We start from the raw sequence: 23,957 nt of genomic DNA, 5'->3' as shown, positions 1-23,957 counted from the left end.
GCGTCATGGGAGTTCAGCCCTGCCGAAACGAGCGAGTAGACTGAGTTGGCAATAGTCGCGGCCATCGGCCGCAGTAGGTACCTGCAATGACGTCCATCATCGATCCCAAGTGGGAGCTATTCCTCAAGGTCGCACAACTGGGTAGCCTCACGCGCGCCGCGGCGAGTCTAGACTGTTTGCAGTCCGTTCTGAGTCGGCAGATTGCGCTGCTTGAAGCTCAATGTGGCAACCGGTTGTTTCACAGAACGGGACGTGGTGTCGTTTTGACCGATTTTGGCGAACTTGTGCTGGCTCGGATCAGACCTCTCATGGTGCAAGCGGAGCAATTCGAGGAAGACATTCGCTCGGTAGCGGGAGAGCCGATGGGAGAAGTTCGTGTCGGCCTCCTTCCTTCGACTGTACGCAGCGTATCAGGCCCCCTATTCCAGGCCGTAAGAGATGCTCATCCGCGCGTCAAGCTTCACTTTACCGATGGGGCGAGTGCTCATCTCGAAGAGTGGTTGAAGCAAGGGCGGCTAGACCTGTCACTGTTGCTGCGCGAGGATAATGAGGATAGGCCTGACGAGCCATGCCTATCTGAAGTTTCACTGCACCTCATTGGCCCGCCTGGTGACCATATAACTGACCGAAAACACGTGCGGTTCGCCAGCTTGCAGGGCTTATCTCTGATATTGCCAGCAGCACCCCACCTACTGCGCGCCCGGCTCGACTTGCTAGCACGTGAGCACGCGGTACAACTGAGCATTGCGATGGAAGCTGACTCCGTGCTTCTTCAGCAAGAACTCGTGGCCGCCGGCGCCGGCTACGCAATCGTCGCATCCACCACCGCACAAGCTGACGTTGCAGCGGGACGACTCAGTTCCTGCCCCATTGTTCAGCCCCGCTTAATGCGGCGCATCGTGCTCAGCAGCACGCCGTTGCGGCCCAGCACCCTCGCCACGCGTGAAGTGGCACGAATGCTCTTTGGGATGCGCAAACTAATCGCTTCTGCCCAGTGATGTCTTCACCTTAGGGAAGGTCTTATATGGGCGCCTCCCGGATCGCAAGGACGTTGATGCGTGATGAAGCAGGAGGCTGGGCTGCAGTCTTATATCCGGCCTGTTGTGCAGGCGGCAAGCCTGCTGGCCCTGATGGCATTCGCTGACGAGGCTCCCATCTGAACATCGAGCTCGAAGCTCAAGTTCCCTACCGGAGTGTTCCCGTCCCGGTTCGACCTGTTTGGCCCATCACACTGTGGCGTCGCTTGCTCTCCTAAACCGTGCCGATCATCCAGCTGCACTGGGTCGAGCCGGACACCGGCAGCATCGAGCGGCTGAAGCTCAAGCGTTCGGAAATGCTCGAATGGTTCGCCGCCAGGCAGCCGGCGGTGGTGGCGATGGAAGCTTGCGGCGGCGCGCACGAATGGGGACGCGAGTTGGTGAGACTCGGGCACGAGGTGCGACTGCTGCCACCGAAGATGGTGCGGCCGTTCGTGCAGCGGAACAAGACGGATGCCGCCGACGCGCAGGCGATCTGGACGGCCGCTCGCCAACCTGGCGTTCGCTTCGTCGCGGTCAAGACGGAGGCGCAGCAGGTAGTGCTTGCGCTGCACCGAGTGCGCGCGCAGTTGATGAAGACGCGCATCATGCAGACCAACGAGCTGCGCGGGCTCCTCTACGAGTTCGGCATCGTGCTGGCCGAAGGACATCAAGCGTTGATGAAGGAGCTGCCGGCGGCCCTGGAGCAAGCGCAACAGCGCTTGCCTTCGATGTTGATCGATAGCCTGCATGAACAAGTGTGACCTTGCCCCTGAAAACCGGAGTGCATAGCCCGATCATCAAGCGGCAGATCTACGCTGCGCCGCCAACCAGCGTTGTTCGAACTGCATCGGACTGAGGTAGCCCAGAGCCGAATGTAGTCGCGAGTGGTTGTAGAAGGCGATCCAGTCCATGACCGCTTGCCGTGCCTGCTGGCGTGTGGCAAACCGTTGGCCATGGACGCAGGCCGTCTTCAACCGCCCCCACAAGCTCTCCGTAGGGGCGTTGTCCCAGCAATTGCCCTTGCGCGACATCGAACTGCGGATGCCCCAGGCGGTCAGTGTGTCCTGAAAGTCCTGGCTGCAATACTGGCTGCCCCTGTCGCTGTGAAAGATCAAGCCCGGGGCCGGTTTGCGTCGAAAGCAGGCCATCAGCAGCGCGTCCTTGACCAGCGCAGTCTGCATGTGCGCCTGCAGGCTCCAGCCCACCACCTGGCGGCTGTGCAGATCCAGCACGGCGGCCAGATACAGCCAACCCTCGTCAGTGGCAATGTACGTGATGTCGCCGCTCCACAGCGCATTGGGCGCAGCCGGCGTGAAGCGGCGCTGCACCAGATCCGGGGCCACCGGCAGGCGATGCGCGCTGTCGGTGGTTACCACGAACTTGCGCTTGCCCTTGGCCCTGATGCCGTGGCGCTGCATCAACCGGCGCACCCGCTCCTTGCCCACACGCAGGCCGCGGGCTCGCAGTTCGCGGTGCATGCGGGGCCAGCCGTACTCGCCGCGCAACTGCCTGTGGATGGCTCGGATGTGGACCAACAAGGCCTCATCACTGTGCAGCCCACGGCCTCCCCCTGCACCGCTGCGTGTCGATGCATCCCAGTGGAAGTACCCGCTGGCGCTGACCTGCAGAACCTCGCACATCAGCACGATCGGCCAGCATCCCTTCATCGACCGTGAAGTTGGGGTCATAGCCGACCAGCGTCAACAGTGAACCGACATAGTAAAGGCCGAACTGGTTCATCAACCAGCGCTCCATCGCCGGGTCGCTTGGCAGCTTACTGTACGGTGGGATTGGGCCGTCGGTGCGAACCTGGCCGCTGGTTTTGCCGGAGATGGAAAAGCTCTTCCAGGTCAGCACGAAATTATTCGACTGTTTCGGCAGCTCCGGCGCGCAAAGCGACAGATTGCTGAAGCGCTCGGAGCGCTTGGCGTCGTGCCAGAGCACGGCGTCAAAGCGAATGCAATCACTGGCTTTGAGCGTGAGGCTACGGGTCAGCGTCATCTGATCCGCCGGAATTTGCAGATTGCTGATCACCACCTTGGGCCACTCCGGGGCGCGACCGTGGTAGACAGATTCTGGCGCAAGGCGTTATGCAGTGGAGTGCCCAGCAAGCTGTTGCGGTTTGCCGCGCTTGCGGGCGTAGCCGCTTGCGACAGACTGGTTCCAATGGAGTGTCCTATTCCGTTCAGGGAGTCCAGCGCCCCCTGCATGTCGGTTGTAGCACAACCTGTCAATACAAAAGGCAGAAGCAGCAAGCTCCGGTAGTGTTTCATCGCAGTTCCTCGCGAGGTCATCCGTTGAAGAGGGCATTGAGCCGGGCACACCAGGTTTCCGCCGCCCGACGGCTCATGGGAAAACTGAGTACTGGTCGTTGCGGATCGGCGGTTTGCAGCTCGATGGCGAAGTCTTTCGCGCGTACCGTGCGCTCGAAGGTCGGCACGCTCATGCCGCTGGCGTTGACCTGACGGCTACCGCCGTTCATCTCCATGCTCTCGACCTCGCGCCAGGTCATCCGCCAACCAAGCAGCCAGGAGAAGTCGTGGATGCGCCAGGCTTCATCCACGACTGAACAGACAGCCAGTTTGCGATGCTGCCGGTCAAACACCAGAAAGGCCGGCGCGGGGTAGCCCAAGAGATGTCCAGCATCGAATGACAGCCCCTGCTGAGCGTTGAGCTTGGCTACAAGTGCCTGACAGCGGGCCTGCAAGCGCGCCAGAAAGCGGAAGGACAACGTGAAGATCGCCAGCGAAATCAGCAGATAGAGCATCAGCTCACTGGTCAGCAGCCCCCACAGCGATGTCTGTGACAGGCGCGCAGGCCCCACGCCGAACATCGCCAGTACAAGAATCAGAGTAAGACCAGCGGCAGCGAGACCTGAAAGCCCAGCCACTGGAACAGCAAGCCCCGCAGCCGCTCCCATCCCAGCAGTCTTCCAGACGCTTGCCATACGTCATGATCTCCATTTTGTTACTCATAGAGGTCATTCTATGGCGCTTGAGTTAAATTGTCACTTATAGTACGGGCACTTATCGGGCGTAGCCCTATAGAGGGGGGACTCATAGAGTCATTTCTCTTTAAGAAGAGAGAAATATGGCCCTTGATCCCCGACTACGCTTCGGCCTGAAGCTGATAGAAATCAGAAAGACCAGAGGGTGGTCGCAAGAACGCCTGGCACTGGAAAGTGGCTTGGCGCGCAGCTACCTAGGGGGTGTTGAGCGTGGGCAACGCAACATCGCCTTACTCAACATCTTCAAGCTGGCCGAGGCACTGGGGGTGGAGCCTTCAGTACTGCTGGAGGCACCGGCTGCTGGACAGGAGCCAGCTCCGTAACATCGTAACGCTACGTTATCGTAGCGTTACGATGGTCACCGCATGATCGCTCGCGGCAGCTATCGCAGCCATCTGCTTTCAAGAATAAGTAAAGTCCACTAAAATGGCACTTACGCAATCTTTTTCGCGATAAGGGTCATAAAAGTGACTTTTCATCTCTCGACTCCCGCTGAGATCCTGCACGCGCTGGGTGCTCGTCTGCGGGAGCAGCGGCTTGCCCAATCGCTTACGCAGCGTGAACTGGCGCAGATGGCCGGGTTGTCGCTGGGGGCGTTGCGCAAACTCGAAAGCGACGGCCAGTGCTCGCTGGAAACGCTGGTCCGCGTTGCGCAGGCACTTGGCTTGCTGGAGGCGCTGGACGATCTCTTCGTGCTCAAACGGCAATCCATCGCCCAGATGGAGCAGGTGGACCTTGTCAGCCGCCGCCAGCGTGCGCCGCGTAAGAGAACATCATGAAGCTGCTTACCGTGCATTATTGCGGCTGGGGAGAAGACTGGCCGTTGGGACGCTTAGCCGATGACGGTCAATCCCTGCTCTTCGAATATTCTCCCGAAGCTCTGTCTCAGGGCTTGGAACTGTCGCCCTTGCACCTCAAGCTGCGTGCGGATGCCTACGGTAGTTTTCCGACCCATTTGCATCGCCTTCCGGGCCTGATCGCCGACAGTCTGCCGGACGGCTGGGGTTTGCTGCTGATGGATCGCTTGTTCCGTCAACACGGCTTGCGCCATCCCGGGCCGCTGGACCGCCTGGCCTTCATTGGTGAGCGCGCGATGGGCGCGTTGCGCTTCGTTCCGGCAAGCGACGCCGGCGCCCACGAGCCCGACTGGTCCTTGCTGGCGCTGGCCGAGCAAAGCCGTCTCGCGCTCGCGGGCGAGGCGGGGGCAGCCCTGCGCGAGCTAGCGCTCATCGGCGGCTCACCGCAAGGGGCCAGGCCCAAGGCCTTGGTGCAGTACGACGCAACGACCGGGCAAGTCAGCACCCGTCCGGATGCGTCCGGCAGTCCCTGGCTGGTCAAATTCCCGGCGCAGAACGAACACAAGGAGGTTTGCGTCATCGAGCAGCTCTATGCCGAACTGGCTCGGGATTGCGGACTGGATGTGCCCGAAAGTCGCTGGTTCGACCTTGGCCCCGAACTGGCCGCCTTCGGCGTCGCGCGCTTCGACCGGGAGGGAGGGCAACGCGTCCCGGTGCACAGTCTGGCGGGATTGTTGCAAGTGGATTTTCGCCTGCCCGGTGCCACCGACTACACCGCCTTCCTGCGGGCTACCCGTTTCCTGACGCGCGACGAGCGCGAAGTGGAGAAAGCCTACGCACGAGTCGTCTTCAATGTGCTTTTCCACAACCGTGACGACCATCCCAAGAATTTCGCGTGGCGTCTCGGGCCTGACCGGCGCTGGCGTCTGGCACCGGCATTCGACCTGACCTTCAGTGAAGGCCCGATGGGCCAGCATCACCTGGACGTTTGCGGCGAAGGTGCTGCCATCGAACGCCGGCATTTATTGCGTCTGGCGGAGGAAGGTGGCATCCCAAGGAAGCGGGTGGAAGAGGTCATCGACCGGATGCTGCCGCAGGCAAGCTCATTGGGTGAGCGATTTGAGCGTGTTCCGATCAGGCAGATGTTGGCGCAGCAGATAAAATCCACCATTGATACCTGTCGCAGGCGTCTGGAAAGTTGAATCCGAGCCGGCGCAACGGCGCCAGATCAGGGTTGAACGTACTCAATGCTGAGTTTTTTGAGTACAAACATGAGTATATTTTTTAATGGAGCAGCATGGTGAACTGTTCATTCAATGACTTGCAGTCACAATCGCTGTTTAACGTCTGAGCGTACGGCAGGATCCCGGCACGGTCATCCGCAGCTACGACCGCCAGAATTTCCAGGCCGGCGAGGCCGTGGGCGGTTGACCGGATTGCTCGGCGTCTTCCTCGACCGCTTCGGTGGGCGCTTCTTGCGAGGCCGGTTCGAGAGCGGTCTTGAAGCGCGAGAAGAACTCGTCGGCCAGTTTCCTGGCCACGCCGTCGATCAGGCGAGCGCCCACCTGGGCGATTTTTCCGCCGACCTGCGCCTGTGCGGTATAGCTGAGTTGCGTCGCGCCCTCGGGCGGTCCGGAAAGGACTACCGAGGCCTGTCCCTTGCCGAAGCCTGCAACGCCGCCGGAGCCGTCGAAGGTAAAGGTGTAGGACGTCAGCGGGACGACATCCGACAGCGGTTTCAACAGCAAGGTGTACGCGGTCGGCATTCTTCACCGCTTCTGAGGCAGGGGCGCGGGATGCAGCCGGGGCTGGGCAGCAGCCGGTTCCCTCTCCCGCCGCGCCCGGATTCGCGCGCCCGGATTCACGCGCCGTGGGTGGTGCACGCATCGGCTCGGACCCCTTTGCCTGACGTGGCGGGACTGAGCAGCAGCCAGGCAGCCAGCGCCGCGGCGACGGTAAGCGCCGCCAGCGCCAGCAGCAACGCCGCCGCTGCCGCCAGCGCCACCGCTTCGCCGGCCAGCCGCATGGTCGAGAAGATGCCGGTCGCCATGCCGGCGCGTTCCTTGGGCACGACGCTGACCGAAAGGTCATCCATCAAGCCCCATGGCAAGCCCGTGCCGATACCTATCAGCAGCATCGGCCAGATGATGGCCATCGATTGCTGCCCCACCGGCATCGTGGCCAGCCAGGCCAGGCCCGCCGCGGCTATCACCAGGCCTCCGGCCGAGAGGGCGCCGGCGGGATACCTGCGCGCCAGCAGCCCGGCCAGGAAGGGGACGATGGCCATGGGCAGCGAGAGCGGAATCATCATCATGCCGGCCTTCAGTTCGGAGTAGCCCTCCACGCCGATGAAGCCTATCGGGAGCAGTATCAGCAGGACGACATAGCACACGGCGGTCGCCAGGGGCAGCAGTTGCACGCCCACGAAGCGCGGATAGCGGAACAGCGAGAGGTCGAGCATCGGGCGGGCCCGCTTCAGTTCGATGGCGACGAAGGCCGCCAGCATGGCGAGCGCCGCGCCCAGCAGCGCGAGCGTGGCCGTGCCGGTCCAGCCGTACTGCGGACCGGTGACGATACCGAAGATCAGCAGGGACAAGGCGACGGTGAAGGTCAGGGTGCCCCAGCCGTCCATGCCTCGCGCGTCGGGATCGCGCGTCTCGCGCATGCGCGGCACGCCGAACAGCAGCACCAGCGCGCCGATGACGGCTCCCGTCAGGAAGATGGACCGCCAGCCGAAGTGTTCGATGAGCAGGCCCGACCAGATGGGGCCGAAGGCCAGGCCGACGCCGAACGTGGTGCCGAGCAGGCTGAAGGCCCGCGTGCGGGCGGGGCCCTCGAACTCTTGCGCCAGCGTGCCGGCCGCCAGCACGAAGCTGCCGAACGCGAGCACGAAGGCGTTCACCACCCACGCCAGGGCGACCGGGCTGCCGCCCAGGTCGCGCGCGATGGCGGGCGTCGCCACCGCGGGGCCCGTGAAGCTCAGGGGCATCATGAGTCCGGCCAGGCACACCGCGGCCAGCACGATGGTCTTGCCGGTATGCGCGGCCTTCATGTTCGCGTCCATGCCCTTGCCTCAGATGTTGTAGCCGCCGTCGATCGTGAGCGCGGTGCCGGTGACGAATCGGCTTTCCGCGCTCGCCAGGTAGGCCACCAGTCCGGCCACGTCCTCGCCCTCGCCGTAGTGCCCCAGCGCCATCAGCGCGCGCAGGCTGTCCGCGCGTTCGCCGTCGGCCGGATTCATGTCGGTGTCGATCGGGCCGGGCTGTACCAGGTTCACCGTGATGCCGCGCGGACCCAGGTCGCGCGCCATGCCCTTGGTCAGGCCGATCAGCGCGGACTTGCTCATGGCGTAAAGCGTCGAGCCCGGGGCCGGCACGCGATCGGCATTGCAACTGCCGATCGTGATGATGCGACCGCCTTGCCCCATGCGCGCCGCCGCGGCCTGGGCGCCGGTGAAGGCCGCGCGCACGTTCACCGCCATCACGCGGTCGAATTCCTCGATGGTGAAATCCTCCAGCGCCTTCCAGTAGCCGATGCCGGCGTTGCTGACCAGGATGTCGAGCCGGCCGAATTCCTCCACCACGCGCGCCACCGCCTGCGCGGGGGCATGGGGTTCGGCGCTGTCGCTGCGCAGGGCCACGGCGCGGCGGCCGGTCTCGCGCAGCGCGCCGGCCACCGTCTCGGCCTTGTCCGGCGAACTGGCGTAGGTGATCGCCACGTCCGCGCCCTCGCGCGCCAGGCGCAGCGCGATGGCCGCGCCTATGCCACGGCTCGCGCCGGTTACCAGGGCCACTTTTCCTGTCAATCGGGACATGCTGTGCTCCATTTCAGTAATGATCGTTATAAAATGATCCATGACCTCTTCGCGGAGCGTCAAGAATTTTTATATCGATCGTTACAAAAAAGGTGAAATATGGCTGAACGGGGACGCCCGCGCGGTTTCGACCGCGACGCGGCCTTGCAGCGGGCCATGGAGGTTTTTTGGGAGCGTGGTTATGAGGGCACGTCGCTGTCGGATCTGACGACGGCGATGGGCATCAACGCGCCCAGCCTGTACGGGGCCTTCGGCGGCAAGGAAGCGCTGTTCCGCGAGGCCGTGGAACGCTACCGCCACACCGACGGCGGGATGACCGACGTGGCGCTGCGCGAGGGCAGGACCGCGCGCGAGGCGGTCGAAGGCATGTTGATGGCCGCGGCGAAGGCGTTGACGCTGCCGGGCAGGCCCAAGGGGTGTTTCGTGGTGCTGGGGGCGACCAATTGCACGCCCGCCAACCAAGGCATGGCGGCCTTCCTGCGAACCCACAGGCTGGCCTCGATCCAGCGTGTGCGCGAGCGCCTGGAGCAGGGGGTGGCCGACGGGGAACTGTCGCCGGCGGCCGACCTGGATACCCTTGCCCGGTATTTCACGACGGTCGTGCAGGGGATGTCGTTGCAGGCCAGGGACGGCGCCAAGCGTGCGGAACTGGAGCGGGTGGCCAGCGCGGCGATGGCGATCTGGCCCAGCTAGGAGGTGGGCTTCCCCGGAAAGGGAAGCCTGGTCCCCTACGCCAGCTCGTACCCGTGCCGCGACAGCGGCAACGAGCGGAGGCGTTCCCCCGTCGCGGCGAACAGCGCGTTGGCCAGCGCCGGCGCCAGGCGCTCGGCGATCTCGCCGCAGACCTGGGTGAGGCCCCAGAGCTCGGCCTTGCCGCCGCGCACGTCGGCCGTGGCATTCATGGGCTCCATCGTGGCGTGCGCCAGGCCTGCATCAGCGTGTCGCCGTCGGGCGGCGGGACGGCTGGTGCGTCCGCTGGCTGCGTGTTTTCCGGCCAGCGTCAATTGCTACATCGTCTGGCGCGGGGACAATCCCAAGCAGGAACTGATACGCCGCTTCGCCCGGTGGCTGCGCAACGCGGCGCTTCCTCCCGGCGCGCCGCTCCCGTCCGATCGCGGCGTGTTCCCGGACCAGGCCTGACGGCCCGGCGCGATATCCGTCAGGCGCGCTCGCTGATCGCGGCGCGCCACGATTCATACAACTGCGGCGCGGGCGAGATCGGATAGTGGACGATGTGGATGGACTGCTCGGACAGGGGCAGGGCCAACTCGCGGTACACGGGCGCGGACGACAGTCCATAGGGTTCGGCGTCGTCGTTCGAGTAGGCGTAGAAGACCTCGCGCATGCCGGTCATGTGGATCGCCGCCAGACACATCGGGCAAGGCTGCGCGCTGGCATACACCACGCACCCGTCCAGCCGCGGCGAGCCCAGCGCGCGGCAGGCCGCGCGGATGGCCGACAGCTCGGCATGGGCGGTGGGGTCGGCGCACGACAGTATCTGGTTGACGCCGGTGCCGATGACCGAACCGTTCCTGACGATGACCGCGCCGAAGGGACGGCCGCCGCATTCCGCGTTCTTGCGGGCGAGATCGACCGCCATGCGCAGGAAATGCTCGGGCATGTTCATGTTGTTGTCTCCCTATGAGGACGGACCGGTGGCAGGACATCGATCTTACGTGACGCCACCAATAAGGTAAAAGACGGATTTATTATCTTTTCGATAATTTCCTCTTATAAGGTCCGTCCATGCTGCTCCGCCCCATCCATTACTTCCTGGCCGTGGCCGAGCACCGCAGCTTCACGCGTGCCGCCGCGGCGCTGCATGTCTCGCAGCCGGCGCTGTCGCAGCAGATACGGCAGCTGGAAGAGATGCTGGAGGCGCAACTGTTCGACCGCACGGGGCGCGCGACGCGCCTCACGGATGCGGGCCACGTCTATTTCAAGCATGCCCGCAAGGCCCTGCAGGACCTGGAAGAAGGCCGGCGCGCGATCCACGACGTGGGCGACCTGAGCCGGGGATCGCTGCGCCTGGCGGTCACGCCCACCTTCGCCTCGTATCTGGTCGGGCCGCTGGTCGAGCGCTTCCACGCCCGCCACCCCAACGTCTCGCTGATCCTGCGCGAGATGCCGCAGGAGCGCATCGAGGCGTTGTTGGCGGACGACGAGTACGACGTGGGCATAGGATTCGAGGAAGTGCGCTCGCCCGAGATCGCATCGCAGCGGCTGCTGGTGGAGACGCTGGCGCTGGTGGTCGGCAGCCGGCATCCCCTGGCCGGAAGGCGGCGGATGGCGCTGAAGGCGCTGGACGCCGAATCCCTGGTGCTGTTGACCGCCGAGTTCGCGACGCGCGAGCAGATCGACCGCTATTGCCGCCGGCACGGCCTGCGTCCCCGTGTCCTGATGGAGGCCAACTCGCTGGGCGCGGTCATCGAGATCGTGCGGCGCACTTCGCTGTCGACCTTGCTGCCGGCCACCATCGCCAGCGGCCGGGACGGCCTCGCCTCCATAGCGCTCACGCCGTCGCTGCTGGAAAGAACCGCGGTGCTGATGCAAAGGCGCGGCGCCTACCAGACGGCGGCGGCGCGCGAATTCGTCCGGCTCGCGCTGGAACACGGTGATGAAGGCGGGGGCGGGCGCAAGCGTGGCTAGACGGCCTCATGGGGGCTTGCATATCGAAAAGAACGCCTATACGATACACACAAACGATATATCGTTTAACTGTATCGAAGGAGTATTCTCATGTTTCACCCTCATAGAATGTGGGCCGCCTGGCCCGCGTGGATGGCGGGCCGGGGCGGCCATCGCGGCCGCGACCCGTTCGACATGGATGGCCGCGGCCGCGGTGGTTTCGGCGATGGCGGCCGCGGTTTCGGCCGGGCCGGACGCGTCTTCGGGCCGGGCGACCTGAGGCTGGTGCTGCTGGCGCTGATCGCCGAACGTCCCAGCTCGGGCTATGAATTGATCAAGGAACTCGAACAGCGCTTCGGCGGCGTCTACGCGCCCAGCCCCGGCTCGGTCTACCCGACCCTGACGCTGCTGGAAGAGCAGGGACACATCCGCGCCGCCGGCATGGAAGGCGCCAAGCGGTCGTTCGAGATCACCGGAGAAGGCCGCGCCTTCCTGCAGGAAAACCGGCCCATGGTCGACGCGGTGCTGAACCGCATGAACATCACCGCCCAGTCGATGTCCGGCCGCGCCATGCCGGGCTCGGTGCACCAGGCCATGCACACGCTGCGCGCGGCGCTGGCCTTCCATTCGCGCGGCTGGGACGAGGCCGAGACGCGGCGCGTGCTGGACGTCCTGGAGAAGGCCGCCCGGGACATCAGCGGGGGTTAGGATGAAGCCCACCCTGGCGCCACGAAGCCCGGTCGCGTCACGGCCGCCTGCGCTGGCCGGGATGCGGGCCACCAAGGGCCGGCAGGCGGTGCTTGCCGCGCTGGACGAGGCCTCCGACCACCCCACGGCCGAAGACCTGCTGATGCGCGCCCGCAAGACGGATCCGGCCCTGAGCCTGTCTTCCGTCTATCGCATCCTGAAGGAATTCCACGATCGCGGCATGGTCCGCCGCCACGTGTTCACCCAGGGGCGGGCCGTCTGGGAACTGGCGCAGCGCGCCCTGCACGCGCACTTGATCGATGTCCATACGGGCGAGATCGTCGAGCTGCCCGGGGCCGATCTGGTGCGCATGTACGAGGCGGCGGCCGAGACGCTCGGCTACCGCCTGCGGGATGTCAGGCTGGAACTGTACGGCGAGCGCATCGACGACGAGCGGGCTTCACCGCATGTCTAGGGCCCATTCCCGGCCTGTGCGAGCCTTCCTTTTATCGTGAACAGACCCTGGGCTGGCTGGCCTGGCCCGTGGCGGCCTGCCTGAAGTTGCCCTCCAGCGCTTCCAGCGTCCGCAACAGCGCATCGAGCTCTTTCTCCGACAGGCCCTGGAGCACTTCGTCCAGAAAAGCGGCTCGCCGCGGCATGGCCTCGTCCACCACCTCCTGTCCGGCCGCCGTCAGGCTGACGTTGGTCTGGCGGTTGTCCTGGGCATCCACCTGACGGGCGATCCAGCCGAGCTGTTCCAGGGCATGGAGCAATCGAGTCAGCGATGCGGGGTCCAGCCGGCAGCGCTCGGCCAGGAGCTTCTGCGGGCAGGTGCCGTGCTCGGCCAGCGTCAGCAGGATGCGCCAGCGCGGCAGGGCGTGGCCGATGCGGCCGCTGAAGCCGGCCTGCATGGCGCGGTAGGTCTGGCCCAGGCGCTGGATGACCTGCAGGCCGCGTTGCTCGCGATTCATGGCGCCTCCTCGGGGGCGGGCCGCTTGCCTCGCTCGGGGCGCACGATCTGGATGGACGGTACGCGCCTTACCAGCCACAGTCCGACCAGGGCGATCAGCACCGCCAGGATCTGGCCGTTGTGGATGCCCGAGACCAGGGCCTGGCGCACGTGTTCGAGCAGTTCGGTGGCGTGGCCGCCATGCAGGGCGAATTGTTCGGCCAGCGTGCGCTGGGCCTGCGGGTCCACCAGGACCTGGGGATTGTGCAGCTGCGGCAGCCACTGCAGCGCGTTCTCCGATTGCAGTACGTCGGTGACGCGCCACAGGTAGCTGTGCGAGACGATGGTTCCGACGATGGCCGTGCCCAGCATGCCGCCCACCATGCGGGTCGATTGCAGCGTGGCGGTGGCGATGCCCAAGTGGGTCCGGTCCGCGGTGTGCTGGGCGAAGATCGTCAGGTTGGGCATGGTGAAGCCTATGCCTATCCCGGCCAGGAACATGTAGAACGCGAAGAGCGCGTGCGGCGTGTCGTGGTGGGTGGTGACGACCCCCAGGCAGGCCAGCGCCAGCGTGGCGAAGCCCGCATACAGCATGCGGTTGGGCTTGTCGATGTGGCTGATGATGCGGCCGTTCAGGATGCTGCCCACGGTGATGCAGGCCGCCATGGGGGTGATGAGCAGGCCCGCTTCCTGGGGCGACAGCCCGAAGCCGCCCTGCAGCAGCAGCGGCGCGTAGAACATCAGCGCGAAGATGATGAAGCCGACCAGTGTCGCCAGCACGAACAGCACCGCCAGCGCCGGGTTGCGGAACATGTCGATGGGCAGCAGCGGCTGCGGGCAGCGCTGTTCCCAGAAATACAGGCCGGCGAAGGCGGCCAGGCTGCCGGCCCCCAGGAGCAGTACCGTGGTCGAGGCGGCGCCCTTGGGCAGCAGCTCCACGACCATCTGCAGGCAGCCGAGCGCCAGCGCGATCAGCAGCGCGCCGGGCCAGTCCAGTTGTATCTTGCCGGCCGTGTGATGGCGGATGCGCGGCAGGAAGCGCGCGACGAACAGGATGCCCAGCAGCCCGACCGGCAGGTTGACGTAGAACACCGAGCGCCAGCCGTACTGCTCGGTCATCACCCCGCCCAGCGAAGGGCCGATGGCGTTGGCGATGCCGAAGGCAGAGCTGACGATGATCTGCCAGCGCAGGCGCACGCGGGGCTCGGGGAACAGGTCGGGAATGCACGCGAACGCGCAGCCCACCAGCATGCCGCCGCCTATGCCTTGCAGGCCGCGCGCCACGACCAGCCACAGCATGCTGGTGGCCGCCCCGCACAGCACCGAGGCCAGCGTGAAGACGAAGATGGCCGCGATCACGAACGGCTTGCGGCCGTAGTAGTCGCCCAGCCGGCCGAAGATGGGCACGGTGATGACGGACGGCAGCAGGTAGGCGGTGGCCACCCACGCATACAGGTCGAATCCCCTCAGCTCGGCCACGATGGTGGGCAAGGCGGTACCCACCACGGTCTGGTCGATGGCGACCATCATCATGACGAAGCACATGCCGAGGACGGCCATCAGCGATTGCCTGAAGGGCAGGACCTGGCCTTCGGAATGCTGGGGAAGCGTGGACATGGGAGGATGCCAGAATCATTGATCGATCAATGATTGTAGTCCTCCCGGCGCGCAGGGACCGCGCCCGTACCTTTTTGTTTAACATGGGCCAGAACCCGCCGGCCCTCGTACCGGTCCCATGCAACCGGACGTCTTTCGAGGACTTTCCATGCCGCTTTCCGAATCCGATCTGCAGGAACTGGCGCGGGCCAGGCACCTGCTGGAGCACCCGGGCATCGCCGCGCGCATCGCGGGGATCGCCGGCAAGCCCATCGAGCGTACGCTGGCCGCGCTGCCGGACCGGGTGTCGTCGATGATCGACGAACTCGCCCGCCGTTCCATCAGCAAGGCCCTGGACGTGGCGGTCAAGACCATGGATCCGACCCGGCCGGCGGCGGCCGCCGACTGGTGGCACAAGCTGGCGGCCGGGGCCTCGGGAGCCGCAGGCGGCGCCTTCGGCATGGCGGGGCTGGCCGTGGAGCTGCCGATCTCGACCACCATCATGCTGCGCTCCATCGCCGACATCGCCCGCAGCCAGGGCGAGGACCTGAAGACGCCCGAAGCGCGGCTGGAGTGCCTGCACGTGCTGGCGCTGGGCGGTTCCTCGAAGGCCGACGACGCGACCGACGCCGGCTACTTCGCCTCCCGCGCCGCGCTGGCGCAGGCCATCGCCTCGGCCAGCCAGTACCTCGCGCAGCATGGCACGGCCAAGGGCAGCGCGCCGGTGCTGGTCCGGCTGATCTCCGAGATCGCCTCGCGCTTCTCGATCGCGGTGTCCGAGAAGGCGCTGGCGCAGGCGGTGCCGATGATAGGCGCCATCGGCGGCGGGGCGATCAACGCGTTGTTCATCGATCATTTCCAGGACATGGGGCGGGGCCACTTCACCGTGCGGCGATTGGAGCGCGTCCATGGGACCGAGGCCGTGCGCGAGGCGTACCTGGCGCTGCCGCGGCGTTGACCCTTGTGCGGGCGTCGGGCGGAAACAATCGGCCCCGTCAGACGTATCAGTCTGTTAACGCCATGCGCGCTCATGCATGGCGAGCTACGATGGCCCCTGGGCCGGCACTGCGCCGGCGTCTTCAGCGAGAATCGCCATGAACGCCTCTTCTTCCCTGTCAGACGAACTGATGTCCCAGCTGCAAGGCGCCCCCTTGCAGCAGCTCGCGCAGCAACTGGGCACGGACACCGCCCAGACCCAGCAGGCCGTGGGCGCCGCGCTGCCCCTGCTGCTGGGCGCGATGGGCAACAACGCGGCCCAGCCGCAGGGCGCGCAGGCGCTGTTCGGCGCGCTGCAGGACCACGGCGGGGGCGGCGGCCTGGAGGGCATGCTGGGGTCGCTCCTGGGGGGTGGCAGCGCGGGTGCCCAATCGGACGGAGGCGCCATCCTGGGCCACATCTTCGGCGCCGACCGGCAGCGCGCCGAGGCCGGGCTGGGCGAGGCCACCGGCCTGGGCGGCGGCAACGCCGCGAACCTGCTGAAAATGCTCGCTCCCATCGTGATGGCCTTCCTGGCGCAGCGCGTGCAGTCGGGCGGCATGTCGGCCGACAGCCTGGGCACCACGCTGGGCCAGGAGCGCGATGCCGCGCGCCAGCAGGGCGGCCTGGGCGGCGGCCTGCTGGGATCCTTGCTCGACCAGAACGGCGACGGGCAGGTGGGCCTGGACGATCTGGTCAAGATCGGCGGCAGCCTGTTGGGAGGCCGTCGCTAGCATGCACACGCTACCGATACGCCAGCATATCGTCGATCGCGTCATCGCCCGGCGCGGCCGCGTGCACTTGCACGACCGGCTCGACCCGACCAGGACCGCCCTCGTCGTCATCGACATGCAGCCGACCTTCGTCGCCCCCGGCAGCCCCGCCGAAGTCCCCGAATCCCGGTCCATCGTCGACAACATCAACGCCCTGGCCCGCATCGTGCGGCGCCGGGGCGGACTGGTCGCGTGGGTCACCCACGCGAACCTGCCGGTGGGGCAGGGATCGGACTGGTCCGGCTTCTACGACCATTTCGTGGCCGCCGACGTGCGCGCCCGCACCATCGAGGCGAACGCGCCGCGCCCGGCTTCCGAGGCGCTGTGGCAGGGCATGGCGCCCGCGCCCGGCGACGTTCATCTGGCCAAGAACCGCTACAGCGCCCTGGCCCACGGTTCGTCCGGGCTGGAGCGGGTGCTGCGCAGCGCGGGAATCACCCATCTGCTGATCGCCGGCACCAAGACCAACATCTGCTGCGAGTCCACCGGCCGCGATGCCATGATGCTGGACTTCTTCCCCATCATGGTGGCGGATTGCCTGGCGGCGCTGTCCGACGAGGAACACCGGGCGGCGCTGGAGACCTTCGTGCAGAACTTCGGCGACGTGCGCGAGGTCAGCGAGATCGAAGGCCTGATGGCCTGAGTACGCGCGAGCGGTCCGTCCGCTCGCGCACGGCCACGCATGCCATCAGCCAGGCCGCGGTGACGGCGAAGGCGGCGATGACGTCGCTCAGGTAGTGCACCTGCAGCATCACGCGGCTGTAGCCGACGCTGGCGATCAGGCCGGCCGCGAACATGGCCATGGCCTGGCGCCACGCCGGCGGCGCCAGGCCAGCCAGCAAATAGGCCAGCATGCCGTACACCGCCATCGCGCCGGTGGCGTGCCCGCTGGGGAAGCTCCAGCCCAGTTCCTGCGTGAACCCGTGCAGGTGTTCGGGGCGGACCCGCTGGAAGGTGCTCTTGAGCAGCACGTTCAGCCCCGCCGCGCCCAGCGTGCCCGCCAGCCAGAGCACCGCGTCGCGCCAGCGGCGGCGCCACAGCAGCACGGCCAGCACGAGGGTGCCCAGTCCCAGCAGGAAGTCCCGGTCGCCGGCCACGGTCAGCATGGACAGGAACCGCAGCCAGGCGGGCGAGGCGCGTTCGGCCAGGGTCTCGGCCAGCACCTTGTCGAAGGCCACCAGCCGTGACTCGGTCACGACGTTGGCGGCGATGAATCCGAACACGGCGACGCCGCCCGCGATCAACCCCGCCATCACGCGCGACCGGCGCGCCGGCGAGGTCCGGCTCGCGTCCAGCAGCCTCCCTACCCACAGGCCGAGCGCGCACGCGCCGGCCAGCCAGGCGAGAAAGGCAAGGCCGGCGTGGCGGCCGGCGATCAGTTCCAGGGTCGTCATCGTTCGGTCTCGTGTCCGCGCGGCATCATCACCTGCCGGCAATGGCCGCATTGCCTCGCGCCTATGGCGGGAGAGGCGCCCGCCTTCTACAGTGCAGCGATCGGGCGACCACGATACATGACAACAACGGAGACGGCACATGATCCGAGCGTTCTGGCACGGCCTGATGGCGGCCATCCTCCTGGCGCCGTTCGCCCCGGCGGCGGCAGGCTACCCGGAACGGCCGATACGGCTCATCGTTCCCTTCGTGGCGGGCGGTTCGATCGACCGCGTGGCGCGCCTGCTGGCCGAGCGCATCCAGGCCCGGGTGGGGCAGCCGGTCATCGTCGACAACCGGACCGGCGCGACCGGCAATATCGGCACCCAGGCCGTCGTGGCGGCCCCGCCGGACGGCTACACGCTGCTGATGCAGACCTCGGCGCTGGCCATCACCCCATGGCTGTCCAGGCTGCCGTTCGACGTGGAGCGCGACCTCGTGCCCGTGACCCGCATCGCGCGTACCCCCTATGCCCTGGTCGTCAGGACCTCCCTGCCGGTGGAATCGTTCGAGGCCTTCGTGGCCTACGCGGCCGCCCATCCCGGCAAGCTGACCTGTTCCAGCTACGGCGTGGGTTCGCCGCCGCACCTGGCCTTGGAGCTGATCAAGCAGGCGGCGTCGGTCGAGATCGTCCACGCCCCGTACCGGAGCTTCTCGCAGGCCGCCCCCAGCCTGGCCTCGGGGCAACTCGATTGCGGCATCGACACCCCGACGAATGTGCAGCCCCTGGTCGACATGGGCACCGTCCGTGTGCTGGGTGTGACCTCGGCCGAGCCATTCTTCCTGTTTCCGTCCGCCCAGCCCATGGCCCGCCGCTATCCGGGCACGGAGATCGAAGGTTTCCAGTTGCTGTTCGCCGCCAGGGGGACGCCGCCGGACGTCGTGGACCGCATCCACGCCGAGTTCGCCCGCGTGCTGCGGGATCCCGACGTGGAGAAACAGCTCCGGGGCATGGGCTTCGTGCCGGTAGGCGACGACCCGCGGTCGGCGGCGGCCGGCTTCGCCAAGGACTACGCCCGCTTCGGCCAGTTGATCAAGGAGCGCGGCATCCGCGCCGAATGATCCGCCCGGCCCAAGGCCCACTCCCGGCCTGTGCGAGCCTCCTTTTAGCGTGAACAGGCCCTAGTGGACGGTTGCCGTCCAGGCCGAGCCGGATCGGGCCACGGCGACGCGCAGGAGGACGATAGGCGAGGCATCCCCCGCTTCGCCGCGCGGCGGGCCCGCATCCACCTGGACGGTGCGCGTCACGCCGTGGGCCGCGGTGGCGATCTGCAGCATCGCCTTCCTGCCGGCGGGCGCCGCGTAGTTGTTCAAGCCCACGCTGAATATGCCGGCTTGCAGGCGCTGCGGATCGCAGGTCGCGTGATAGTGTTCCGGCCCATGGCCCGCCGTGTTGTCCAGGTCTAGGGAGCCGCTGGCGCCCACGCGCGCGCCGTAGTGCACGTGGGCGCCGCCAGGTTCCAGCACGTGCAGGTCTATGTCGCCGTCGCCGTCCCAGGCCAGCGTGGCGGTGAAGAATCCCGGGCTTGCCCGGGGTTCGGCGGCCTTCAGCGCCAGCAGGCGATCGGCCATCAGCGCGCCGGCGGCGGACCGGCCGTTGCGGTCGGCGTCCAGGTAGGTCTCGATCAACTGATGGCCGGAGGGATCCCGGGTCGACGGCGGGATCCAGAGATTGGGCGGCGGCGGGGTGCCCGGTACCACGCCGCGCAGGGCAGCGATGACCATGTCGTTGCCCGACAGCAGGTGGGGACCGCTGGCGCGGGCCGATGCGGGCGCGATGTGGACCACCGCGAGCGCCGCCGGATCGGGTTGTGCGCGATAGGCGCCGTTCAGGAAGAAGTTGCCCTGCGAATGCCCCACCAGCAGGACGCCGCGTCCCAGGGCGTGCAGCGCGCGCAAGCGCAGCCGATGGGCGGCGTAGTCGATTCCGGTGGGCGGGGCGGCGGCGAACGAGGTGGCATGCGCAAGCAGCCGCGCGTTGCGTGCCTCGGTCAGCGCGACGGCGAGGTCGCGGGCGCGAGGCAGCACGGCTGCTATCCGATGCCAGCCTTCCAGGCGGCCATCGACGATTTCCCAGAACAGCTCCCAGCGCTGGCGCACGGCATCGTCCAGTTCCGCGGCCCGCTGCGCGAAGACTTCGACCAGGTCTTCGATGCCCTCGCGCGTCCCGCGTTGCAAGCCGCTGGCGTTGTAGAACACCTCGGCGCCGATGGCGAGCGTCGCGCGTGCGGGGTGTGCGCGCAGCGCTTCGTCCAGCGCCCCGAGCAGGGCCCGCGCGCCGCTGGCTGCGGTATCGGGCGTATTCCAGACGCCGTTGAAGAAGGCCAGGGTGTGGGTATGGGCCGGACACAGATCCGCCGCGTACGCACCTGGCGCCAGCATGCCAGCCATCGCCAGCAGCGTTCGTGTCCATCGGCGCAGCATCCTATTCATCGCAGCCGTCCCCGGCGGGTAGCGACAGGATGGCGCCGTCCAGCGCCGCGGAATAATCGAGATAGGCAAGGACCCGGGCCTTGGTGTTGGCGGACATCTTGCGCATGTCGGCCACCGCGTCGGCGCCCTCGGTGCCGGAGCCGCTGCGCGCCATCACGCATGACACGGCCAGGGTGGTGCGCCACGCGGCCTCCTGCGCGGCGACGGAGTCGCCGCGGACCAGCAAGGCGTCGCGGAACGCGCGGGCCAGTTGCCTGAGCGCGTCCTGCCGCGCCGGCGCTCCGCCCTGGCGCGCGATCCAGGCGTCGATGTCGTCGCGTACGCCATTGCCGTCGGCGTCGGGCCCGCCCAGGTCCTCGGAGCGATCCAGGACGGGAAGCGCGCCCTGGCGTTCCAGGTCTTCGATGGACCGCGCCTGTAACGGAGCGGGGTCTTCCCCGCCGCAGGCGGCAAGCAGGGACAGGAGGGACACGAGCATCCCCAGGTGGCGCGGTGTCATGGCGTTTCCCAAGCGTGGCGTCCTTCGCCTGCATGGCGAGGGCGTCCCGGCCGGCACGGCGCGGGCGAGGTGCCATTAGGCCGGGATCCGGGCGTGTCCGGGGCGCGCGTGCGCATGGTCGTCCGTGGGGGCTTGTGCGTAGGCCCGGCGGCGGGCGCCTTTGCCAAGCGGCGCCGATCGCGCCACACTTGCGCCGGGTCTTGTTTTTCCAGACATGCCAGAACATGAGAAGATCGCATCGCACCTGGCTGGCCATACTGTCCGCGTCGCTGGTGCCGGCAACCGCGGCACACGCCCAGTCGTCCCTCACCCTGTACGGCGTGGTCGACGCCGGCATCTACCGCCTGGCGCGCGGCGCCACCTCCATCGGCAACATCCAGCGCAGTTATTGGGGCATCAAGGGTTCGGAGGACCTGGGCAGCGGCTATGCCGCCATGTTCCACCTCCAGTCGCGCTTCGAGATCGACACCGGCCGCCTGGAGGCCAGCGGCGGCGCGCCCCTGTTCTACGGCGAATCCACCGTGGGCGTGAAGGGGCCCTTCGGCCAGCTGCGGCTGGGACGGGCGATGACTCCCATGTGGGCGCTCGATTGGCAGTTCGACCCCTGGTACAACTTCGATCGCGTGGCTTCCATCGCCTGGCAGATCTACCATCCGGCGTACCGGACCGACCCTTATCGCAACGGGCCGGCGGGCGACTACAACCGCGCGAACAACGGCGTGTTCTACGACTCGCCGGTCGCGCGCGGCTGGTCGGTGCACCTGGCGGCCAACGGCGAGCGCAGCAAGGTGCCCGATGCCAACGGCACGGTCGAAAGCAAGCGGGGGCTGGCGGCCGGAATCAACTACGACGACGGCTCGGCGACCTTGCTGGTTTCCGCCGAACGCAACAGCGTGAACGACAAGACCTATTTCGTCGGGCTGGCCTACGGCTCGGGCCCGACGCGGGTGATGGCCTCCGCCAGCCTGACCGAGCTGACGACCGCCAGCCAGGTGTTCCTGGGCGAGGCCCGCCGGCGCCGCACCAGCGCCATGCTGGCCGCGACCCACCGCATCGGCGCGGCCACGCTCAAGATCGGCGTGGGCCGGGACTTCCAGGGCTACGGCCGCAGCGGCGCGACCGACTATGTCAGCGCCGGCGTGTCGTATGCGCTGTCCAGGCGCACGCAGGTCTACGCCGGGGTGGGCCACGGGCGGCCATCCAACGACGGCAGCCGGACCAACGTGGGCATGGGCGTGAACCACAGTTTTTGAAGACCGCGCTGTCGCTACGCGTTACAGACGTTGCGCCTCGGCGCCTCTACCATGGCAGCGACGTTCGAGGAGCCATGATGGCAGGAAGCAGCTTTTTCGCCTTGCTCGACGATATCGCGTCGGTCCTGGACGACATCTCGTTGATGACCAAGGTTGCCGCCAAGAAGACGGCGGGCGTGCTGGGCGACGATCTCGCGCTGAACGCCCAGCAGGTGACCGGCGTGTCGGTGAACCGCGAATTGCCGGTCGTGTGGGCCGTGGCCAAGGGCTCGCTGCGCAACAAGGCCATCCTGGTGCCGGCGGCGCTGATCATCAGCGCCTTCGCGCCATGGGCGATCCTGCCGCTGCTGATGGTGGGCGGCGCCTTCCTGTGCTTCGAGGGCGCCGAGAAGCTGGCGGCGAAATTCCTGCCCGCGCATGACAAGGCGGCCCGGCACGACGAACGGCGCAAGGCCCTGGAGGACCCCGGCGTGGACATGGTGGCCTTCGAGCGGGACAAGATCCGCGGCGCCGTGCGGACCGATTTCATCCTGTCCGCCGAAATCGTCGCGATCGCGCTGGGGACCGTGGCCGGGGCGGACTTCGGCACGCAGGTGGCCGTGCTGGTGGGCATCGCGCTGTTGATGACGATCGGGGTCTACGGCATCGTGGCCGGCGTGGTGAAGCTGGACGATGCCGGGGCATATCTGGGGGCGAGGCGGTCCGCGGTGGCGCGCGCGGTGGGAAGGAGCATCGTCGGCGCCGCGCCGTTCCTGATGCGCGGCCTGTCGGTCGTCGGCACGGTGGCCATGTTCGCAGTGGGCGGCTCCATCCTGACGCATGGGCTCGAAGCCGTGCACGGTGGCATCGAACGCCTGGCGCATGGGGCGGCCAGCCTGCCCGTGATCGGCGCGGTGGCGGCGGCGGTGCTGCCCGTGCTGCTCAATATCGCGTTCGGCGTGCTGGCCGGCGCGGCGATCGTGTTCGTGGTCGAACTGGCCCGCAGGCTGCTGCGCAGGCAGGGGTAGGCTAGGGCGCCGCGGCCGGTTCCTGGTCGCCTTCCACGCGAAAGCGCAGCGTGCCTATCATCTGGCCGGTGTCCGTCACCACCTTGACCTGCCAGCGGCCGCCGGAGTCGGCGGGAAAATTCTGCTTGTGGGTCCAGGCCCGGTAGCCTTCCTTGCGGCCGCCGCGGATGTCCAGCGCGATGCGGTCGACCTCGCGTCCGTCGTGCAGCCAGACGTGGTAGATGTGTTCCTCCAGGCCCAGCGGGGCATTGATCGCGGTATAGGCATAGATGCCCTGATCGCGCATCTGGGCGGGCGTCACGGCGCGAAGGCGTTCGCCCGCTTTCATGTTGAGGCTGTCCATGCTGGTCGAGATGGCGACCTCGGTCAGCCACAGCGTGGCGGGCGGTACCCACAGGCGCAGCAGCCATCCCACCGAGCCGAGCGCCAGCATCAGTCCCACGACCGCCCACCTGCGCCAGCGGGCATCCAGCGAAACCAGCTCGGCCAGCGTGGGGAAGGACAGCAGCACCGCCACGCCCAGCGCCAGCTTGTAGCTATTGCCCGTCGGGATGTGCAGGACCAGTGGCAGCGCGGTCAGCAGCACCACGAACAGCGTGAAGGTGTGGTAGGTCAGGAACACCCACCTGCGGGTCGACAGCCACCGGAAGTACAGCGGATCGACCAGCGCTATCAGCGCCGCGGCGCCAACGAGCCCGGTGAACAGCGCCTGGCCGCTGTTCCAGGTGGTGGCGGTGTACAGGAAGGGCAGCACGAAGAACAGGCCTTCCTGGTGGATCATCTGCGTGCCGTAGCGCAGCACCGGTATGGGTATGGTCCACCCGAAGCGCTGTGCGATGCGCCGTCGCAGCGCGCGCTCGAGCATCAGCCAGATCCAGCTCAGCAGCATGACCGCGGCAATGACGCGGGCAAAGGACTCGTGGCGCTCGACGGTGAAAAAGCTGACCACCCCGGAAGCGAAGCCGAAGGCCGCGATGGTGCCGGGGTAGCGCTGGGCCAGCGCGAGGAGGCGAAGAGGGATGGTTTTCCAGATAGGCACGACAGGCCGGCCGGGCATGCAAAAAGTGCCGGGCGCCGCACCTGCGGGAA

The 23,957-nt window shown here is 67.0% G+C and carries 26 protein-coding genes and 3 pseudogenes; 16 read left to right on the top strand and 13 right to left on the bottom strand.

Annotated elements, in window-relative coordinates:
• Positions 1–86 precede the first annotated feature (86 nt).
• A complete protein-coding gene (locus tag CDO46_RS10930; protein ID WP_087838480.1) occupies positions 87–998 on the top strand; it encodes a LysR family transcriptional regulator in 912 nt (303 codons plus the stop codon).
• 260 nt (positions 999–1,258) lie between these two features.
• Positions 1,259–1,774, top strand: a pseudogene (locus CDO46_RS10925) (IS110 family transposase); the annotation flags it as partial.
• Positions 1,775–1,816: 42 nt separating this feature from the next.
• On the opposite strand, the pseudogene CDO46_RS10920 reads toward CDO46_RS10925, so the two are convergent.
• Both CDO46_RS10920 and CDO46_RS10910 read right to left on the bottom strand, forming a co-directional pair.
• A pseudogene (locus CDO46_RS10920) lies at positions 1,817–2,686 on the bottom strand (IS3 family transposase); the annotation flags it as partial.
• Between the two features lie 623 nt (positions 2,687–3,309).
• Positions 3,310–3,966 carry a hypothetical protein gene (locus tag CDO46_RS10910; protein WP_087838478.1) on the bottom strand — a complete coding sequence of 219 codons (657 nt, stop codon included), beginning with the start codon at positions 3,964–3,966 and terminating at the stop codon, positions 3,310–3,312.
• A gap of 143 nt (positions 3,967–4,109) precedes the next feature.
• On the opposite strand from CDO46_RS10910, the gene CDO46_RS10905 reads away from it, so the two are divergent.
• The 3 genes from CDO46_RS10905 to CDO46_RS10895 all read left to right on the top strand — a co-directional run bounded on the left by CDO46_RS10905 (position 4,110) and on the right by CDO46_RS10895 (position 6,025).
• Positions 4,110–4,349, top strand: a complete 240-nt coding sequence (locus tag CDO46_RS10905) for a helix-turn-helix domain-containing protein (protein WP_011806687.1) — start codon at positions 4,110–4,112, stop codon at positions 4,347–4,349.
• A gap of 144 nt (positions 4,350–4,493) precedes the next feature.
• A complete protein-coding gene (locus CDO46_RS10900; protein ID WP_087838477.1) occupies positions 4,494–4,805 on the top strand; it encodes a helix-turn-helix domain-containing protein in 312 nt (103 codons plus the stop codon).
• Positions 4,802–6,025 carry a type II toxin-antitoxin system HipA family toxin gene (locus CDO46_RS10895; protein ID WP_087838476.1) on the top strand — a complete coding sequence of 408 codons (1,224 nt, stop codon included), beginning with the start codon at positions 4,802–4,804 and terminating at the stop codon, positions 6,023–6,025. The genes CDO46_RS10900 and CDO46_RS10895 overlap by 4 nt, the downstream gene beginning before the upstream one ends.
• Positions 6,026–6,319: 294 nt before the next feature.
• On the opposite strand, the pseudogene CDO46_RS28645 reads toward CDO46_RS10895, so the two are convergent.
• The 3 genes and pseudogenes from CDO46_RS28645 to CDO46_RS10880 form a co-directional block, all read right to left on the bottom strand.
• A pseudogene (locus tag CDO46_RS28645) lies at positions 6,320–6,556 on the bottom strand (CoxG family protein); the annotation flags it as partial.
• Between the two features lie 128 nt (positions 6,557–6,684).
• A complete protein-coding gene (locus CDO46_RS10885) occupies positions 6,685–7,887 on the bottom strand; it encodes an MFS transporter (protein WP_087838474.1) in 1,203 nt (400 codons plus the stop codon).
• 9 nt (positions 7,888–7,896) lie between these two features.
• Complete coding sequence (locus CDO46_RS10880) at positions 7,897–8,637, bottom strand: 3-oxoacyl-ACP reductase family protein (RefSeq protein ID WP_087838503.1); 741 nt, start codon at positions 8,635–8,637, stop codon at positions 7,897–7,899.
• Between the two features lie 99 nt (positions 8,638–8,736).
• On the opposite strand from CDO46_RS10880, the gene CDO46_RS10875 reads away from it, so the two are divergent.
• Positions 8,737–9,330 (top strand): TetR/AcrR family transcriptional regulator, encoded by a 594-nt coding sequence (locus tag CDO46_RS10875; protein ID WP_087838473.1) that lies wholly within the window; start codon positions 8,737–8,739, stop codon positions 9,328–9,330.
• Between the two features lie 35 nt (positions 9,331–9,365).
• Here the strand turns inward: CDO46_RS10875 and CDO46_RS27975 are convergent, their stop codons facing one another.
• A complete protein-coding gene (locus tag CDO46_RS27975) occupies positions 9,366–9,548 on the bottom strand; it encodes a hypothetical protein (protein ID WP_165963131.1) in 183 nt (60 codons plus the stop codon).
• 55 nt (positions 9,549–9,603) lie between these two features.
• Here CDO46_RS27975 and CDO46_RS10870 point away from each other — a divergent pair, with 55 nt between their 5' ends.
• Positions 9,604–9,777, top strand: a complete 174-nt coding sequence (locus tag CDO46_RS10870; RefSeq protein WP_243724512.1) for a hypothetical protein — start codon at positions 9,604–9,606, stop codon at positions 9,775–9,777.
• Between the two features lie 19 nt (positions 9,778–9,796).
• Here CDO46_RS10870 and CDO46_RS10865 read toward each other — a convergent pair whose 3' ends face one another.
• Positions 9,797–10,264: a nucleoside deaminase gene (locus CDO46_RS10865; protein ID WP_087838472.1), complete on the bottom strand. Its 468-nt coding sequence runs from the start codon at positions 10,262–10,264 to the stop codon at positions 9,797–9,799.
• A 119-nt stretch (positions 10,265–10,383) separates the two neighbouring features.
• On the opposite strand from CDO46_RS10865, the gene cynR reads away from it, so the two are divergent.
• The 3 genes from cynR (at position 10,384) to CDO46_RS10850 (ending at position 12,427) form a co-directional block, all read left to right on the top strand.
• On the top strand, positions 10,384–11,286 hold the full coding sequence (gene cynR, locus CDO46_RS10860; RefSeq protein ID WP_087838471.1) for a transcriptional regulator CynR: 903 nt from the start codon (positions 10,384–10,386) through the stop codon (positions 11,284–11,286).
• Positions 11,287–11,376: 90 nt separating this feature from the next.
• Positions 11,377–11,973: a PadR family transcriptional regulator gene (locus CDO46_RS10855; RefSeq protein ID WP_087838470.1), complete on the top strand. Its 597-nt coding sequence runs from the start codon at positions 11,377–11,379 to the stop codon at positions 11,971–11,973.
• 1 nt (position 11,974) lies between these two features.
• Complete coding sequence (locus CDO46_RS10850) at positions 11,975–12,427, top strand: Fur family transcriptional regulator (protein WP_087838469.1); 453 nt, start codon at positions 11,975–11,977, stop codon at positions 12,425–12,427.
• Positions 12,428–12,458: 31 nt separating this feature from the next.
• Here CDO46_RS10850 and CDO46_RS10845 read toward each other — a convergent pair whose 3' ends face one another.
• Entirely contained in the window at positions 12,459–12,923 is a 465-nt protein-coding gene (locus CDO46_RS10845) for a MarR family winged helix-turn-helix transcriptional regulator (RefSeq protein ID WP_087838468.1), read from the bottom strand.
• A complete protein-coding gene (locus CDO46_RS10840) occupies positions 12,920–14,518 on the bottom strand; it encodes an MDR family MFS transporter (protein WP_087838467.1) in 1,599 nt (532 codons plus the stop codon). The genes CDO46_RS10845 and CDO46_RS10840 overlap by 4 nt, the downstream gene beginning before the upstream one ends.
• A 148-nt stretch (positions 14,519–14,666) precedes the next feature.
• On the opposite strand from CDO46_RS10840, the gene CDO46_RS10835 reads away from it, so the two are divergent.
• The 3 genes from CDO46_RS10835 to CDO46_RS10825 all read left to right on the top strand — a co-directional run bounded on the left by CDO46_RS10835 (position 14,667) and on the right by CDO46_RS10825 (position 16,888).
• Positions 14,667–15,455 carry an EcsC family protein gene (locus CDO46_RS10835; RefSeq protein WP_087838466.1) on the top strand — a complete coding sequence of 263 codons (789 nt, stop codon included), beginning with the start codon at positions 14,667–14,669 and terminating at the stop codon, positions 15,453–15,455.
• A 136-nt stretch (positions 15,456–15,591) separates the two neighbouring features.
• A complete protein-coding gene (locus CDO46_RS10830; protein WP_087838465.1) occupies positions 15,592–16,206 on the top strand; it encodes a DUF937 domain-containing protein in 615 nt (204 codons plus the stop codon).
• A 1-nt stretch (position 16,207) separates the two neighbouring features.
• A complete protein-coding gene (locus CDO46_RS10825; RefSeq protein WP_087838464.1) occupies positions 16,208–16,888 on the top strand; it encodes an isochorismatase family protein in 681 nt (226 codons plus the stop codon).
• Here CDO46_RS10825 and CDO46_RS10820 read toward each other — a convergent pair.
• Entirely contained in the window at positions 16,860–17,639 is a 780-nt protein-coding gene (locus tag CDO46_RS10820; protein WP_176400706.1) for a phosphatase PAP2 family protein, read from the bottom strand. The genes CDO46_RS10825 and CDO46_RS10820 overlap by 29 nt on opposite strands.
• 139 nt (positions 17,640–17,778) lie before the next feature.
• Here CDO46_RS10820 and CDO46_RS10815 point away from each other — a divergent pair, with 139 nt between their 5' ends.
• On the top strand, positions 17,779–18,738 hold the full coding sequence (locus CDO46_RS10815; RefSeq protein ID WP_087838462.1) for a tripartite tricarboxylate transporter substrate binding protein: 960 nt from the start codon (positions 17,779–17,781) through the stop codon (positions 18,736–18,738).
• A 60-nt stretch (positions 18,739–18,798) separates the two neighbouring features.
• On the opposite strand, the gene CDO46_RS10810 is transcribed toward CDO46_RS10815, so the two are convergent.
• Both CDO46_RS10810 and CDO46_RS10805 read right to left on the bottom strand, forming a co-directional pair.
• Complete coding sequence (locus CDO46_RS10810) at positions 18,799–20,109, bottom strand: YfaP family protein (protein WP_132979769.1); 1,311 nt, start codon at positions 20,107–20,109, stop codon at positions 18,799–18,801.
• Positions 20,102–20,608, bottom strand: coding sequence for a hypothetical protein (locus CDO46_RS10805; protein ID WP_087838460.1), 507 nt, complete (start codon positions 20,606–20,608; stop codon positions 20,102–20,104). The genes CDO46_RS10810 and CDO46_RS10805 overlap by 8 nt, the downstream gene beginning before the upstream one ends.
• 224 nt (positions 20,609–20,832) lie before the next feature.
• Here CDO46_RS10805 and CDO46_RS10800 point away from each other — a divergent pair, with 224 nt between their 5' ends.
• Both CDO46_RS10800 and CDO46_RS10795 read left to right on the top strand, forming a co-directional pair.
• Positions 20,833–21,861, top strand: a complete 1,029-nt coding sequence (locus CDO46_RS10800) for a porin (RefSeq protein WP_176400705.1) — start codon at positions 20,833–20,835, stop codon at positions 21,859–21,861.
• Positions 21,862–21,938: 77 nt separating this feature from the next.
• Positions 21,939–22,868, top strand: a complete 930-nt coding sequence (locus CDO46_RS10795) for a DUF808 domain-containing protein (protein ID WP_087838458.1) — start codon at positions 21,939–21,941, stop codon at positions 22,866–22,868.
• A gap of 1 nt (position 22,869) precedes the next feature.
• Here CDO46_RS10795 and CDO46_RS10790 read toward each other — a convergent pair whose 3' ends face one another.
• The gene (locus CDO46_RS10790) at positions 22,870–23,907 is read right to left on the bottom strand and encodes a DUF5924 family protein (RefSeq protein ID WP_217896301.1); all 1,038 of its coding nucleotides are present in this window, start codon (positions 23,905–23,907) and stop codon (positions 22,870–22,872) included.
• Positions 23,908–23,957 lie beyond the last annotated feature (50 nt).

It is taken from the genome of Pigmentiphaga sp. NML030171, assembly GCF_002188635.1.
In the GTDB taxonomy this organism is placed as follows: domain Bacteria; phylum Pseudomonadota; class Gammaproteobacteria; order Burkholderiales; family Burkholderiaceae_B; genus Pigmentiphaga; species Pigmentiphaga daeguensis.
This window is presented reverse-complemented; position numbering and strand designations above follow the sequence as displayed.

Excerpts from the sequence above, each read along its gene's own strand:
- CDO46_RS10930 (WP_087838480.1), top strand. The coding sequence starts at position 87 with ATGACGTCCATCATCGATCCCAAGTGGGAGCTATTCCTCAAGGTCGCA.
- CDO46_RS10910 (WP_087838478.1), bottom strand. The coding sequence starts at position 3,966 with ATGGCAAGCGTCTGGAAGACTGCTGGGATGGGAGCGGCTGCGGGGCTT.
- CDO46_RS10905 (WP_011806687.1), top strand. The coding sequence starts at position 4,110 with ATGGCCCTTGATCCCCGACTACGCTTCGGCCTGAAGCTGATAGAAATC.
- CDO46_RS10895 (WP_087838476.1), top strand. The coding sequence starts at position 4,802 with ATGAAGCTGCTTACCGTGCATTATTGCGGCTGGGGAGAAGACTGGCCG.
- CDO46_RS10885 (WP_087838474.1), bottom strand. The coding sequence starts at position 7,887 with ATGGACGCGAACATGAAGGCCGCGCATACCGGCAAGACCATCGTGCTG.
- CDO46_RS10880 (WP_087838503.1), bottom strand. The coding sequence starts at position 8,637 with ATGTCCCGATTGACAGGAAAAGTGGCCCTGGTAACCGGCGCGAGCCGT.
- CDO46_RS10875 (WP_087838473.1), top strand. The coding sequence starts at position 8,737 with ATGGCTGAACGGGGACGCCCGCGCGGTTTCGACCGCGACGCGGCCTTG.
- CDO46_RS27975 (WP_165963131.1), bottom strand. The coding sequence starts at position 9,548 with ATGGAGCCCATGAATGCCACGGCCGACGTGCGCGGCGGCAAGGCCGAG.
- CDO46_RS10865 (WP_087838472.1), bottom strand. The coding sequence starts at position 10,264 with ATGAACATGCCCGAGCATTTCCTGCGCATGGCGGTCGATCTCGCCCGC.
- cynR (WP_087838471.1), top strand. The coding sequence starts at position 10,384 with ATGCTGCTCCGCCCCATCCATTACTTCCTGGCCGTGGCCGAGCACCGC.
- CDO46_RS10855 (WP_087838470.1), top strand. The coding sequence starts at position 11,377 with ATGTTTCACCCTCATAGAATGTGGGCCGCCTGGCCCGCGTGGATGGCG.
- CDO46_RS10850 (WP_087838469.1), top strand. The coding sequence starts at position 11,975 with ATGAAGCCCACCCTGGCGCCACGAAGCCCGGTCGCGTCACGGCCGCCT.
- CDO46_RS10845 (WP_087838468.1), bottom strand. The coding sequence starts at position 12,923 with ATGAATCGCGAGCAACGCGGCCTGCAGGTCATCCAGCGCCTGGGCCAG.
- CDO46_RS10840 (WP_087838467.1), bottom strand. The coding sequence starts at position 14,518 with ATGTCCACGCTTCCCCAGCATTCCGAAGGCCAGGTCCTGCCCTTCAGG.
- CDO46_RS10835 (WP_087838466.1), top strand. The coding sequence starts at position 14,667 with ATGCCGCTTTCCGAATCCGATCTGCAGGAACTGGCGCGGGCCAGGCAC.
- CDO46_RS10830 (WP_087838465.1), top strand. The coding sequence starts at position 15,592 with ATGAACGCCTCTTCTTCCCTGTCAGACGAACTGATGTCCCAGCTGCAA.
- CDO46_RS10825 (WP_087838464.1), top strand. The coding sequence starts at position 16,208 with ATGCACACGCTACCGATACGCCAGCATATCGTCGATCGCGTCATCGCC.
- CDO46_RS10820 (WP_176400706.1), bottom strand. The coding sequence starts at position 17,639 with ATGACGACCCTGGAACTGATCGCCGGCCGCCACGCCGGCCTTGCCTTT.
- CDO46_RS10815 (WP_087838462.1), top strand. The coding sequence starts at position 17,779 with ATGATCCGAGCGTTCTGGCACGGCCTGATGGCGGCCATCCTCCTGGCG.
- CDO46_RS10810 (WP_132979769.1), bottom strand. The coding sequence starts at position 20,109 with ATGAATAGGATGCTGCGCCGATGGACACGAACGCTGCTGGCGATGGCT.
- CDO46_RS10805 (WP_087838460.1), bottom strand. The coding sequence starts at position 20,608 with ATGACACCGCGCCACCTGGGGATGCTCGTGTCCCTCCTGTCCCTGCTT.
- CDO46_RS10800 (WP_176400705.1), top strand. The coding sequence starts at position 20,833 with ATGAGAAGATCGCATCGCACCTGGCTGGCCATACTGTCCGCGTCGCTG.
- CDO46_RS10795 (WP_087838458.1), top strand. The coding sequence starts at position 21,939 with ATGGCAGGAAGCAGCTTTTTCGCCTTGCTCGACGATATCGCGTCGGTC.